Source organism: Streptomyces caelestis (genome assembly GCF_014205255.1).
Classification (GTDB): Bacteria; Actinomycetota; Actinomycetes; order Streptomycetales; family Streptomycetaceae; genus Streptomyces; species Streptomyces caelestis.
On record NZ_JACHNE010000001.1, the window covers coordinates 8704961 to 8717855 of the forward strand.

Consider the following 12895-nt stretch of genomic DNA (forward strand, 5'->3'; position numbering starts at 1 on the left):
TGCCCGAAGACCGAAGGAGGTGTGGGTCCGCCACCGTCCACCGGGCGGCGGCACGCCCGAACAGCATGAGCGAACACCCTGCACACCCCGCGCTCGATGCCGCCCGCCTGCACTGCCGGTCACTGGAAGAGGCACTCGGCCGGTTCCGCCGGCACGGCCTCGGACGGATCGCGGACTGGGGCGGCCTGCTGGCCGACGTCCTCACCGGCGGCGGCCGGCTGCTCGCCGCGGGCAACGGCGGCAGTGCCGCCCAGGCCCAGCACCTCACCGCCGAACTGGTCGGCCGCTACCGCCGGGAACGCCGCGCCTACTCCGCGCTCGCCCTGCACGCCGAGACGTCCAGCGTGACCGCCATCGGCAACGACTACGGCTTCGACCACGTCTACGCCCGCCAGGTCACCGCCCACGGCCGCCCCGGCGACATCCTGATGCTGCTGTCCACCTCCGGCCGCAGCGCCAACCTCGTCGCCGCGGCCGTGACCGCGCGGCAGGCCGGACTGCGCGTCTGGGCGCTCACCGGGCGCGGCCCGAACCCCCTCGCCGAAGCCGCCCACGAAGCCCTGTGCGTCGACGCGGACAGCACCGCGAACGTCCAGGAGATCCACCTCGTCGCCGTCCACCTGCTCTGCGAGTGCTTCGACACGGCCGTGTCCACACCGCTCGCACGGCGCACGGTCCTCACCCACGGGAGCACGCCATGACCGGACCGGAACCGCTCGCGGTCGTCGGGGACGTCCTCCTCGACGAGGACATCGAAGGCGTCTCCACCCGGCTCTCGCCGGACGCCCCCGCCCCCGTCGTCGACGTCACCGGTGACCGGCGGCACCCGGGAGGAGCCGGACTGGCCGCCGCACTCGCCGCCCGCGGCGGCCGGGACGTGGTCCTGGTGACCGCGCTCGGTGACGACGAGGCCAGCGAGGCCGTACGGCGTGACCTGCGCGACCGGGTCCGGCTGCTGGAACTCCCGCTCAAGGGCACCCTGCCGGTCAAGACCCGCGTCCTCGCGGGCGGCCGGCCCGTCGTACGCATCGACCGGGGCGGCGGCACCCCCGGCGAACCCGACGACGCCGTCCGGGAGGCACTGGCGGACGCCCGCGCGATCCTGGTCGCCGACTACGGGCGCCACACCGCGGGCGCCCTGCGGCCCCACCTCGAGGACGCCGCCCGCCGCACACCCCTGGTGTGGGACCCGCACCCCGACGGCGACCCGCCCGTGCCCGGAGCCCGGCTCGTCACCCCCAACGCGGCGGAGGCACGAGCCCTGTACCCCGGCTCCGGAGGGACGTCACTGGGTGCGTACGCCGAGCGGGGAGCACGGCTGGCGGAACGCTGGCGCGCGGCGGGCGTCGCCGTCACCCTGGGCGACCGCGGGGTACTGCTCGCCCGGCCCGGCTCCGGTACGCCGATGCTCGTCCCCGTGCCCTTCCGGGCTGCCGGCGACCCGTGCGGCGCGGGCGACTGCTTCGCCGCGACGACGGCGGCGGCCCTCGCCGACGGCCTGCTCCCCGAGGAGGCGCTGCAACGGGCCGTCGCCGAGGCCGCCGCGTTCGTCGCGGCCGGCGGCGCGGGCAACCCCGACCTGTGGCGGACCGAGCCGCCGCCCGGCCCCGCGGACGACCCCGCGACCGACGCGTTCGCCCTCGCGGAGAGCGTCCGGGCCCGCGGCGGCACCGTCGTCGCCACCGGCGGCTGCTTCGACCTGGTGCACGCCGGTCACGTCGGCCTGCTGGAGAGCGCCCGGCGCATCGGCGACTGCCTCATCGTGTGCCTGAACTCCGACGCGTCCGTCACCCGCCGCAAGGGCCCGGGCCGCCCGCTCAACCCGGCGGCGGACCGCGCCCGCGTCCTCGCCGCGCTCGGCAGCGTCGACGCCGTCGTGGTCTTCGAGGAGGACACCCCCGAGGGCGTACTGGCCCGGCTGCGCCCTGACGTCTGGGTCAAGGGCGGCGACTACTCGGTCCAGGACCTGCCCGAGGCGGAGGTGCTCCGCACCTGGGGCGGCCAGGCCGTGGTCCTGCCCTACCTCGACGGCCGCTCCACGACCCTCCTGACCCGCCGGGCGGCAAAGGCGGCGACGGTGGCCCTGCGACCGTCGGGCTCCTGACGACGTCCGGCTGACCTGCGGCTGAGGGGCTCCCGCCGGGGAAGCAGCCCGGCCGACCGGTTGTGGGGCTGTGTGAGCCCCTCCGGGGTGGGCCGGTCGGCCAGCGGCTCGAACCCCGCGGGTCCCGTCCGGGCCCGAGCGGTCGGCCGGCTCTCTCCGCAGCCGCGGCCGACCGCCGCGTCGGCCTGGGATTCGCCTCAGGCGGTCGCGGCCAGAAGTCGCCGCCGCCCCCCGCCACGCGCCCGCTCAGGCCGCCGTGCTCAGTGCCGGCTGCCCATGGACGTCGCCCTCCTCCGTCCGGATCACCACCGGCGTCGGGGTGTGGCGCTGTTGCAGCAGGTAGCCCGCGCCGATCGAGCCGGCGATGAGCAGGCCGCCGGTGACGAGGGCGCCACGGGCGCCGGCCAGTTCCATGAGGAGGCCGAGTGCGGGCGGGCCGCCCAGGCTCCACACCGTGCCGATGCTGCCCCACACGCCCAGCACGCGACCCCGCAGATGGGCGGGCGGGTCGGTCTGGAGGACGGCCGTGCCGGTGGTGTCGGAGACGGACTCCACCACGGCCATCGGCAGCACGAGCACGATCAGCACCGCGAGCGACGGCGACAGCCCCGCCACCACCTGGAGCAGCGCCCCGGCTGCCGCCAGCGCCCCCACGAGCCGCACGGACGGCCGGCGCAGCCGGGCGCCCAGAATCGCGCCGAGGATGCCGCCGACGGCGAGCACGGTCGACACCGTGCCGAACGAACCGGCACCACCCGCGAGCGGCCCGGTGACGAGGACGGCCAGGGTGAGCCCGTAGTTGCGGCCGAACACCGCGCTGATCCCGGTCACCCCGGCGAGTGCCATCAGACGCGGCCGGCGGGCGAAGAAGGCCAGCCCCTCGCGCACGGACATGTCCGAGCCGGTGTGCTTCGGGCCCGCGGTGACCTCCCGCACCGCCCCGGCAGCCGGCCGCAGGAACGGAATGACCGAGGCCACGAACAGGAACGACACGCCGTTCGCGAAGTACGCCGCGGACGTGCCGAGGAACCCCACCGCAACCCCGGCCATGGCCGCTCCCACGAGCCTGCCCGACTGGTGCACCAGGGCCCCGACCCCGATGGCCGAGGGCACGTCCTCCGGCGGGACGAGATCGTTGCCCAGCAGCGCACACGCCGGGTTGTCGACGGTCGCGACGACACCTGTGACGGCGGCCAGCACCATCAGGGACGTCATGTCGAGCCGGTCCAGCGCCACGAGCACGGCCGTCGTGAAGGCGATCGCGCCGAGCAGCGTCTGGCTCACGGTCGCCGTCAGCTTGCGGGGCCACCGGTCGACGGCCGCGCCGCCGAGGACGCTCATCAGCAGGGCAGGCGCGGCCTGCACGGACATGGACAACCCCGTCGCGGCGGGGGACCCGGTGATCTGGAGGACCAGCAGGTTCTGCACCGTGAGCTGCATCCACGTACCGGCGTTCGACACGAAGTTCGCGACGGACCACCAGCGCATGCTGCGATATCGCAGCGACCGCCAGGGCGAGCGTGAGACGGGCTGGGCAGGGGAGGGCGACGAAGACACAGTGCGGTACTCGCAAGACGAGTCGGGGGACTCAGCAGGAGGGGGACGAGGAGAGCGAGAAGCACCGGCTGCGCTGCGCGGTGGCTCCCCTCGCCGGATACGGCGCCGACCATCGTGGCAGAGGGGACCCCCGAGTCGGTTCCATCCGCAGCTCGTCCGCCGCTCCCGTACCTCTCAACCTCCCCCAGCCTCCTGAGATTTGACGCCGCGAGTGTGGTTGATCACAGCCGTCGGACATCGGCCTCGCCGGGGCCGCGTCACGTGACGGCGGCCACAGCGGACAAAGAAGGGCCCGTCGCCGGGGCGACGGGCCCTTCTCCTGTACGGCGGTGTGCGGCGGTGGCCGCTCTACTCCGACTTGCCGCGACCGGTCAGCGCGTCGCGCAGCCGGTCGATCATGCCGGTGCCCGGGGCCAGGAGCTTGTTCGCCGGAGGCTTGTCGGGGGCGGCCGGGTGGGGCCGGGTCGGGGCGGTCTTCTTCGCCTTCCGGACCTTCTCGCCCAGCTCGTTGAGCGTGTCCATCGGACAGGCCTGCCGCAGCGCCGGGAAGAGGTTGCCCTCCTCGTCGGCGATGTGCGAGCGGATCTCGCTCATCAGCATGCCCATCAGCCGGTCGAAGTCGGCGTCGCCCGCGTCACAGCCCTCCAGGTCCTTCATGATCCGCTCGGCCGTGGCGTGGTCCTGGAGTTCCTGGTCGGCGAGGGCGTCCCCGTTGGCCACGTGCTCGCGTACGGCCGGATAGAGGTAGGCCTCCTCGGCCACCGAGTGCCGCACCAGCTCGATGGTGACCTGGTCCGCGTACGTCTTGCGGTCCTTGTGACCGGACGGCAGCCCCTCGATCTTGCCGAACATCTCCTCGACTTCGCGGTGATCGGTCACCAGCTCGTCGATGACGTTTCCTCCGTGTCCCATGTCCTTCACCTCCAGCCCCCCGGGTCCCCCAAGCCCCAGGGGGCTAACGCGCGGTCCGAGAACCCCCGTTCGACCGCTCAGCCCGGGAGCTTGGCCCGGACACGCCCGGCCGCGGCGGCCGAGCCCGCGGTGGCACGGACGGAGCGCCGCACGAGCCCGGCGTCCCGCCGCACGCCACGGGCCGCGTGGGTGCCGCGCCACAGCACCGAGGGGCGGGCCCCGGTGTCGTCCGCGGCGATCAGCAGCCCGCCGAGCATGGACATGTTCTTGAAGAAGTGGATCCGCTGCTCCGCCCGCTCCGAAGGGTCCTCGGCCTCCCAGAAGCGGTGCCCCGCCAGCGTCGTCGGCACCAGCGTGGCCGCGATGGCCAGCGCGGCCGGACGCGGCATGCGCCCGGTGGCCAGCATCAGCCCGGCCACGACCTGCACGGCGCCGTTCAGCCGCACGACCTGCTCGGTGCGGTCCGGCAGCGCCGAGACGCGTTCGGTGACCGGTTGCACGACAGGCTCGGCGGCGGGGGCGACCTCCTTCGGGTCACGGACGGAGTTCAGGCCGCCCGTGAGGAACATCGAGGCCAGCATGGGACGGCCGAGTACGCGCATCAGACTCATGGCCTTCTCCAGGGTGTCGGTGGGTACGGCGTTCGCCGGGTTCCCCACCAGGGGCGGAAGCACTCACCCGGTTCGCGCCGCCCGGTGCCGCGCCCAGGCCTCCTCGCGCAGTTCCTCGGACAGCAGGACGTCCACGGCGGTGCAGGCGAGGGCCTCGGTCGCGGCGAGCAGCACCTCGCGGGCCCGGGGAGAGGCGGCGGCTTCGGCGAACTCCGGGGTGTGGTCGGAACCGTCCTCGTCCATGATCGCGACGAACGGGTGGATGGCGGGCACCCGCGTACTGACGTTCCCGATGTCGGACGACCCCAGGTACACGCCGGGCACGGGCGGGGACAGCGGGATCCCGGCCCGGGACAGATGCGCGGCGAACCGCTCGGACAGCGTCTCGCTGTCCCGGAAGTGCTCGTAGCGCACGGTGGCCCGCTCCACCTCGGCGGTCGTGCCCGTGGCCCGGGCCACGCCGCCGGCGCACTCCCGCAGCCGTACCGTGAGGTCCTCCAGCGCCGGCGTGGTGGCCGCGCGCAGACCGAACAGGCCCTCGGCGTACTCCGGGACGATGTTGGTGGCGGTGCCGCCCTGGGTGACGATGCCCTGCACGTGAGAGCCCTCCGGCAGCCGCCGTCCCAGCACGGCCAGCACGTTGAACAGCTCCACCAGGGCCGCGAGCGCGTCGATGCCCTCCGTCGGGTTCCCCGTGGGGTGCGCGGCCCGGCCGTGGAAGGCCACCCGGTACTGCACCTGTGCGGTCAGCGGCGCCCGCGCCCAGCTGTGGACGCCCGGATGGAACATCAGCGCCGCGTCGACGTCGTCGAACACCCCGGCCTCCACCTCCAGGGCCTTGCCGCCCCCGCCCTCCTCGGCGGGCGTGCCCACCGCCAGCACCGACCCGGCGGACTCCTCCGCCACGGCACCCACCGCCAGGGCCGCCCCCAAGCCCGCCGCCGCGAGCAGGTTGTGGCCGCACGCGTGCCCGAGACCGGGCAGGGCGTCGTACTCCAGCAGCAGCGCCACGGCGGGCCGGCCCCGGCCCCGGCGCGCGGCGAACGCGGTCGGCATCCCCGCCACGCCTCGCTCCACGGCGAAACCGGCCCGTTCCAGCTCACCCGACAGCAGGGCCGCGGCCCGGTGCTCGGCGAAGGCGTACTCGGGGTCCGCGTGCAACCGCGAGGCCACGTCCCACAGCGCGCCGGCCCGGGCCGCCACCTCCTCACGGACGGCCTGGTGTACGTCCTCGCGCGTGCGGTCCACAGGGGCCTCCCCGGCGTCGGCTGCGGTGTGTCCCCGACGGGTTTCACCGCCCGGGGCGGCGACACCCGCCGCGTTTCGGCCGGTGCGGTCGTGTCCCTCGGCGGGTTTCGTGCTGCTGCGGCACTGGCCGCGTTTCGGGCGGTGCGGCTGTGCTGGTCAGGTCGCTGCCCGGTGCGGGGGCACTGGCTGAGTTTCGGCCGGTGTGGCTGTGTTCCTTGGCGGGCTTCACCCTGGTGCGGCCCTCGCCGTGTCTCGGCCGGTATGGCTGCCGCCCTGGACGGGTCGCCCCCGGGCGCGGCGATGCCCGCCGGGCTTCGGCCGGTGCGGTCGTGTCCCTCGGCGGGTTTCGTCCTGCTGCGGCACTGGCGTCTCGACCGGTGCGGCTGTGCTCGTCGGCGGGTCGCCGCCCGGTGCTGCGGCACCCGCCGAACTTCGGCCGCTGCGGTCGTGTCTCCTGGCGGGTTTCCACCCTGCCGCGGCAGTCGCCGCGTCCAGACCAGTGCGGCCGTACGCCTGGGCGGCCCCTGCCCGGCACCGCGGCACCCGTCGCGTTTCGACCCGTGTCCGAGTGCAACACGGTCGGTGTACCCGCCGGGCCACGACAGCGTGGACGCCGCGGCGGCGGCCGGGCGGGCCGGACCCGGGAGGAACCATGGACCACTCGCGCGTGCCCGTCCTTGAGGCGCTGGAGGACTTCCGGCGCCGTGGCGACATCGCCTACGGCCCGCCGGGCCACAAGCAGGGCAGGGGAGTGGACCCCCGGGTCGCGGAGATCGTCGGACTCGACGTGTTCCGCTCCGACGTGCTCTCCCTCAACGGCCTCGACGACCGCCGCCAGTCGCAGGGCGTCCTCAGCCGGGCCCAGGAGCTGATGGCGGACGCGGTCGGTGCCGAGCACGCCTTCTTCTCCACCTGCGGAAGCTCCCTGTCCGTGAAGACCGCGATGCTGGCCGCGGCCGGGCCGGGCGAGAAGCTGCTGCTGTCGCGCAACGCCCACAAGTCCGTCATCGCGGCCGTCGTCGTCAACGGCGTCGAACCGATCTGGGTGCACCCGAAGTTCGACACCGAACGGCACCTGGCCCACCCGCCCGAGCCCGACGACGTCCGCCGGCGGCTCCGCGAACACCCGGACGCCAAGGGCATGCTGCTCATCACGCCCACCGACTGGGGCTCCTGCGCGGACATCGGGGGAGTGGCCCGGGTGTGCCACGAATTCGACGTGCCCCTCATCGTCGACGAGGCCTGGGGCGCCCACCTGCCGTTCCACCCCGCCCTGCCCGCCTGGGGCATGGACGCCGAGGCCGACCTGGTGGTGACCAGCGTGCACAAGATGGGCGGGGCCGTGGAACAGAGCTCCGTCTTCCACCTCCAGTACGACCGCGTCTCGCCCGAGGCCCTCAAGCAGCGGGAGGACCTGCTCAGCACCACCAGCGCCTCCTCCCTCGTGTTCGCAACGCTCGACGGCTGGCGCCGCCAGATGGCCGAACAGGGGCAGGAGCTCCTGGAAGCCGCCATGCGCCGAGCCGAGCGCATCCGGGCGGTGGTCGCCGACCTGCCGGGTCTGCGGCCCATGGGCAGCGAGGTCGTGGAGGAGGGACTCGCCGCCGACCTCGATCCGCTCAAGCTCGTCATCGACGTACGCAAGCTCGGCATCAGCGGGATGCAGGCCGCGGAGTGGCTGCGCACCCATCGCCACGTGGACGTCGGCGGCTCGGACACCTGCCGCGTCAGCGCCTCGATCACGTGCGCGGACGACGACGAGACCGAGGCGGTCCTGGTGGACGCTCTGGCCGCGCTCGTCGAGGGAGCGGACACCGTCGAGCGGCGGCCGCCGGTCCACCTGCCCGAGCCCTCGGCGCTGGAGCTGGAGCAGGCGATGCCGCCCCGCGAGGCGTTCTTCGCCCCGGTCGAGCACGTGCCCGCCGAGCGGGCCGCCGGACGGATCGCCGCGGAGATGATCAGCCCCTACCCGCCGGGCGTGCCCGTCGTGGCACCCGGCGAGGTCGTCACCGACGAGGTCCTGGACTACCTGCGCAGCGGTGTCGAGCACGGTGTCCTCATCCCCGACGCGGCGGACTCCTCCGTGCGCACCCTGCGCGTCGTGGCACGAGGGTCAACGACTCATGCCTGAGATGGTGAAGAAGCTATTCAAGTGAAAGACCTGACCGGCGTTCCGAGCGTCGACGTCGAGGCGGCATCGACCCGGTCGAGCTCGACGGGTCTACGGCGACAGCCGCGAGTGCGCAGCGCTGGCGCCGCAGTCGGGGACGACCAGGCTATGCCCGGCGGCGAGCCCGACGAGGTCATCGTCTACCTGCCGACCCTGGTCGCCGCCTTCGCCTCGCTCCTCGCCACCTCTCGCTCCCTGTCCCGGCTGGCACACGCCTCATGACGCCCCGTCGGCTGCCCCCTTGCAGGGCCCGCCCGGCGTCGGCGGCACGGACCGCGCCGGCACCGGACAGCCCTGCCCCGTCGTCACACCCGCTGCCACAGGGCTTGGGTGCGGGAGGGCGCCCATCCGCCCTGGCCTGGTGGGTCTGGAGGCACTGGTAGCGCACACCGGCGTGGCTCACGGTGGCCCCGGCCTCGTAGACCCGGCCCGCGGCCCACGGCTGCGCGACGGCGTTGTCGGCCGTAAAGCCTTGGGTCTTGCCTGAACGGACTCGCGCGATGTCCACGGCGGCCCCGTTGCGCGCTGTGGTGCGGCGAGGGCGCCAAGTGCAGGACGACGGCCGCCCCGCTTCTCACGCGGACTTCAGGCCGGGCGAGCCCACCTCCGTGACGAAGGACGCGGCCGTCGAGACGGCGCCCCCCGGCTTCGTGATCGCCGAGACGGTCCGGAAGTCGCCCCGGGCGTTCTCCCGGCCCAGTTCGACCCGGACATAGCCGCGCCTGCCGTCGAAGTACTTCATGTGCGGGTTGGCCTTCATGTACGTGTCCCAGTCGGCCGGCCTCTCGGCGCCGTTCCCGCCGCTGGCGATGGAGGTACAGGTGAACTCCGTGGCGACCGTCTTGCTCTGCGGGTCGTCGAAGTCGTCCTTGATGTCGAAGGCGTACCCGACGTGGACGTCACCGGTGAGGACCATCCAGTTGTCGATGCCCGCGGCCTTCGCGCCCGCCATGACCCGGTCGCGGGAGGCGCGGTAACCGTCCCAGGCGTCCATGGAGACCCGGGCCGGTGCGGTCAGGTCGAACGTGCGCTGGGAGAAGCACACCTGCTGGGGCATCACGTTCCACAGGGCTTCGGAGGCCCGCCAGCCGTCCAGCAGCCAGCGCTCCTGTGCGGTACCGGTGAGGGTGCGCGCCGGGTCGTCCGACTCGGCGCCCGGCGCGTGCGGACGGTCGTTGTAGGACTGGTCGGAGCGGTACTGGCGGGTGTCCAGGACGTCGAACTGGGCGAGCGAGCCCCAGGCCAGCCGGCGGTACAGCCGGGCGTCGGGCCCCTGCGGCAACTGCTCGGCCCGCAGCGGCTGGTTCTCCCAGTACGCCCGGTAGGCGGCGGCCCTGCGTACCAGGCACTCGTCCGGGGGGCTGTTCTTCTCGTCGACGGCGCCCGCGTAGTTGTTCTCCGTCTCGTGGTCGTCCCAGGTGACGACGAACGGGTGCTGGGCATGCGCGGCCCGCAGGTCGGGGTCGGTCTTGTAGAGCGCGTAGCGCAGCCGGTAGTCCGCCAGGGTGGTGGCCTCCCGGTTGAACACGTCGGGCAGCTTGACGTCGGTGTAACGGCGGGCTCCGCCGGCCGAGTCCACGGCGTACTCGTACAGGTAGTCGCCGAGGTGGAAGACCACGTCGACGTCCTCCTGCGCCAGATGCCGGTGGGCGGTGTAGTAACCGTCCTGGTAGGCCTGGCAGGCCACGGCGGCCAGGCGCATGCTGTCGGCGTCGCTGCCCGCTTCCGGTGCCGTACGGGTCCGGCCGGTGGGGCTGATCCAGGTGCCCGCCCGGAACCGGTAGTAGTAGTGGCTGTCCGGCATGAGGCCCTTGACGTCGACGTGCACGCTGTGGGCGTACTCGGGATGGGCGGTGGCCACCCCCCGGTGCTCGACGAAGGCGAACCACTCGTCCATGGCCACTTCCCAGTAGACGACGACCCGCTGCCGGCCCAGGCCGCCGTCCTCCGCGAACGGCTCGGGAGCGAGCCGGGTCCAGATCAGCACCGAGTCGGGCAGCGGGTCCCCGGATGCCACACCGAGGGTGAACGGGTCGTCGCTGATCCGCGCCGCGTCGAGTTCGGGAGCGGCGGTGGCGCCGCGGGCCGGCCGGTTGGTGGTGAAGGCGAGCATCGCGGCCGCCGCGGTGACGGTCAGGAAGCGGCGGCGGGCGACATGCGGTGCCGCGGTGCGCAGTACGGCGTCGTGCGGGGAGAAGGCATGCCCGGCGGGTGGTCTTTGACGGCCCGTCAGCGCCATCTGATGTCCTCTCGTGCGGGGCGCGGAGCAAGCATGCTAAGCAGACAAAATGCCTGGAAACGGCATGACTTGCGGGGCGTTCACACCAGAGGCGGTACGGCAACGGCTCGTGATGTCACGCAGCTGTAAGGGGCGGAGCGCCGGCAGGTGCCGCGCGTTGAGGGACGCGAACGGCACATGAAAACGCCGCCGGCATCGGCCGGCGGCGGGATGGGGGACTGGGCTGTCTAGCGGGCCGCTTGCGCGGCGGCCCCGGTGGTCGCGTGGTCGCGGACGGGCAGGTGGTAGACGTGGAAGGCCCGCCCGATGACCGGCTGGGCGACGTTGCGCACCCGCACGCCGCCGCTGGTCATGCCGTGCTCCGTACCGGCGTGCGCGTGCCCGTGCACCGCGAGGTCGGCACCGGCGGTGTCGATCGCCTCGGCCAGCAGATAGCTGCCCAGGAACGGATAGATCTCCAGCGGCTCGCCCGCCAGCGTGTCCGGGACGGGGGAGAAGTGGGTCAGGGCGATCCGCGCGTCACAGCCCTCCTCGCCCAACTGCTCCAGGGACGTGCGCAGGCTGTCCGCGGACCGGCGCGAGTACCTGACGAACTCCTTCATGACCGGCTCGCCGAACTCCCCGGCGCAGCGGCCGACGAAGCCGCCGCCGAACCCCTTGGTGCCGGCCACGCCGATCCGCGCCCCGCCGCTCGTCACGACTGTCCCCTGCCCTTCCAGGACATGGGCCCCGGCGTCCCGGAGGACGGCCGTGACCTCGTCGGGCCGGTCGTCGTGATGGTCGTGGTTGCCCAGCACGGCGACCACCGGGACCCCGAGGTCCCGGACCTCCTTGGCCACCACCCGGGCCTCCTCGGGGGTGCCGTGCCGGGTCAGATCCCCGGCCAGCAGCAGGAGGTCGGCGCACTCGGGCAGGGTCTCGAAGGCGGGGCGGAGCAGGCCCTGGCTGTCGGGCCCCATGTGGATGTCTCCGACGGCTGCGATGCGGATCATGCGAGTTCCTCCGCGTGGTCGGGGGAGGACGTCTCGGTGACCACGAGGTCGGTGTGCACCGGGACCCCGGCGAACTCCTCCTGGACGGTGCGCACGATCTCGTCACGGCAGGGCGCCGAGGGCACGGTGCCGGTGAGCAGCACCGTCCGGCCGCGGGCCTCGACCCGCACGCCCAGTTCACCGAGCTCACCCGAGGCGAGGCGGTCCTGGAGGTGTGCGATCCGGTAGTCCAGGTTCTGCTCCGGCTCCCCGCCGCCCGGGTGCTGTGGGCCGTGGGTACTCATGGGTGATCCTTCCGCATCAGATGACGTTCAGGCGCTCCAGGAGGAAGAAGAAGGCCGCCGGCATGGGCGCGTCCCCGCACTCGCGCCGTACCCGCTCCCAGTCGACCTTCTCGCGCAGCGCACGCGCGATGGGCAGAGCCGCGCCGAAGTCGCAGTGGTGCTCTGAGAAGGCGGCGAGCAGGCTCCACAGCAGGTCGGTCGGGGCCAGCACGGGCATGCGCACCGAGTCGACCGAGACCTCCTCCGCCCGCTCCAGCATGTCCGCGCCGACCGGCCGGTGTGCCAGCTCGAAGATGATGTCCACCGGCTGGCCGAAACACGTGGCTTTGATCAACCAGTCCTCCGGCGGGGTGTAGACCGTCAGCCCGGCCTCGCGGAGCGTGGCCGCCACCGCGTCCGCGTCCTCGGGGCGGATGGCGAAGTCGACGTCGTGCTGGAGGTTCTTCTCGCCGCCGTGGGCGTAGACGGCCACGCTCCCGGCCAGCGCGAAGAGGTGCCCCTTCCGTTTCAGCAGGGCACCGACCTGCTTGGCCGCCTCGAGGATCGCCTGGTTGCGGTCCAGGGGGAGTGCCTGGGGCGGCTCGTCGGCCTGCGGGTCCTGTGGTGGCGCGGGCTCGGTCTGGTCCGGGGCCAGCCGGAAATCAGGGATTCCCGGTCGCCGGACGAGCGTCGCGTCATCACCGTTCTGCGTCATGACCACTCCATTCGCCGAACCGGGCACCCCGCCGCCGCACGGTGCCCGGCCCCGTGACGGCCTGCGTGCCTGCTCTGAGTACCC

Annotated in this window: 11 protein-coding genes and 1 pseudogene; 3 read left to right on the forward strand and 9 right to left on the reverse strand. The window is 73.5% G+C overall.

Translation table 11 applies throughout. The annotated features are described in order from the left end of the window. The first annotated feature begins 65 nt into the window (after positions 1 to 65). Entirely contained in the window at positions 66 to 701 is a 636-nt protein-coding gene (locus HDA41_RS39435; protein ID WP_184992741.1) for a D-sedoheptulose-7-phosphate isomerase, read from the forward strand. Beyond that, on the forward strand, positions 698 to 2104 hold the full coding sequence (gene rfaE2, locus HDA41_RS39440) for a D-glycero-beta-D-manno-heptose 1-phosphate adenylyltransferase (protein WP_184992743.1): 1407 nt from the start codon (positions 698 to 700) through the stop codon (positions 2102 to 2104). Before HDA41_RS39435 ends, rfaE2 begins: the two co-directional genes overlap by 4 nt. Before the next feature lie 246 nt (positions 2105 to 2350). Here rfaE2 and HDA41_RS39445 read toward each other — a convergent pair whose 3' ends face one another. From HDA41_RS39445 to HDA41_RS39460, 4 genes are all read right to left on the reverse strand, one after another. Continuing rightward, a complete protein-coding gene (locus tag HDA41_RS39445; protein ID WP_221511697.1) occupies positions 2351 to 3592 on the reverse strand; it encodes an MFS transporter in 1242 nt (413 codons plus the stop codon). Between the two features lie 417 nt (positions 3593 to 4009). Further along, entirely contained in the window at positions 4010 to 4573 is a 564-nt protein-coding gene (locus tag HDA41_RS39450) for a hemerythrin domain-containing protein (RefSeq protein ID WP_184992747.1), read from the reverse strand. A gap of 77 nt (positions 4574 to 4650) precedes the next feature. Next, positions 4651 to 5184: a DoxX family protein gene (locus HDA41_RS39455; protein WP_184992749.1), complete on the reverse strand. Its 534-nt coding sequence runs from the start codon at positions 5182 to 5184 to the stop codon at positions 4651 to 4653. 63 nt (positions 5185 to 5247) lie between these two features. Beyond that, positions 5248 to 6432, reverse strand: coding sequence for an amidohydrolase (locus HDA41_RS39460; RefSeq protein WP_184992751.1), 1185 nt, complete (start codon positions 6430 to 6432; stop codon positions 5248 to 5250). 652 nt (positions 6433 to 7084) lie between these two features. On the opposite strand from HDA41_RS39460, the gene HDA41_RS39465 reads away from it, so the two are divergent. Further along, positions 7085 to 8563: an aminotransferase class I/II-fold pyridoxal phosphate-dependent enzyme gene (locus HDA41_RS39465; RefSeq protein WP_184992753.1), complete on the forward strand. Its 1479-nt coding sequence runs from the start codon at positions 7085 to 7087 to the stop codon at positions 8561 to 8563. 344 nt (positions 8564 to 8907) lie between these two features. Here HDA41_RS39465 and HDA41_RS42075 read toward each other — a convergent pair. From HDA41_RS42075 to HDA41_RS39485, 5 genes and pseudogenes are all read right to left on the reverse strand, one after another. Next, a pseudogene (locus HDA41_RS42075) lies at positions 8908 to 9062 on the reverse strand (carbohydrate-binding protein); the annotation flags it as partial. Positions 9063 to 9176: 114 nt separating this feature from the next. Next, entirely contained in the window at positions 9177 to 10841 is a 1665-nt protein-coding gene (locus HDA41_RS39470; protein WP_184992755.1) for an alkaline phosphatase D family protein, read from the reverse strand. A 227-nt stretch (positions 10842 to 11068) separates the two neighbouring features. After that, positions 11069 to 11833: a metallophosphoesterase family protein gene (locus tag HDA41_RS39475; RefSeq protein ID WP_184992757.1), complete on the reverse strand. Its 765-nt coding sequence runs from the start codon at positions 11831 to 11833 to the stop codon at positions 11069 to 11071. Continuing rightward, positions 11830 to 12117: a BON domain-containing protein gene (locus tag HDA41_RS39480; RefSeq protein ID WP_184992759.1), complete on the reverse strand. Its 288-nt coding sequence runs from the start codon at positions 12115 to 12117 to the stop codon at positions 11830 to 11832. The genes HDA41_RS39475 and HDA41_RS39480 overlap by 4 nt, the downstream gene beginning before the upstream one ends. Positions 12118 to 12133: 16 nt before the next feature. After that, a complete protein-coding gene (locus HDA41_RS39485) occupies positions 12134 to 12811 on the reverse strand; it encodes a nucleotidyltransferase family protein (RefSeq protein ID WP_184992761.1) in 678 nt (225 codons plus the stop codon). Positions 12812 to 12895 lie beyond the last annotated feature (84 nt).

Excerpts from the sequence above, each read along its gene's own strand:
- HDA41_RS39435 (WP_184992741.1), top strand. The coding sequence starts at position 66 with ATGAGCGAACACCCTGCACACCCCGCGCTCGATGCCGCCCGCCTGCAC.
- rfaE2 (WP_184992743.1), top strand. The coding sequence starts at position 698 with ATGACCGGACCGGAACCGCTCGCGGTCGTCGGGGACGTCCTCCTCGAC.
- HDA41_RS39445 (WP_221511697.1), bottom strand. The coding sequence starts at position 3,592 with ATGCGCTGGTGGTCCGTCGCGAACTTCGTGTCGAACGCCGGTACGTGG.
- HDA41_RS39450 (WP_184992747.1), bottom strand. The coding sequence starts at position 4,573 with ATGGGACACGGAGGAAACGTCATCGACGAGCTGGTGACCGATCACCGC.
- HDA41_RS39455 (WP_184992749.1), bottom strand. The coding sequence starts at position 5,184 with ATGAGTCTGATGCGCGTACTCGGCCGTCCCATGCTGGCCTCGATGTTC.
- HDA41_RS39465 (WP_184992753.1), top strand. The coding sequence starts at position 7,085 with ATGGACCACTCGCGCGTGCCCGTCCTTGAGGCGCTGGAGGACTTCCGG.
- HDA41_RS39470 (WP_184992755.1), bottom strand. The coding sequence starts at position 10,841 with ATGGCGCTGACGGGCCGTCAAAGACCACCCGCCGGGCATGCCTTCTCC.
- HDA41_RS39475 (WP_184992757.1), bottom strand. The coding sequence starts at position 11,833 with ATGATCCGCATCGCAGCCGTCGGAGACATCCACATGGGGCCCGACAGC.
- HDA41_RS39480 (WP_184992759.1), bottom strand. The coding sequence starts at position 12,117 with ATGAGTACCCACGGCCCACAGCACCCGGGCGGCGGGGAGCCGGAGCAG.
- HDA41_RS39485 (WP_184992761.1), bottom strand. The coding sequence starts at position 12,811 with ATGACGCAGAACGGTGATGACGCGACGCTCGTCCGGCGACCGGGAATC.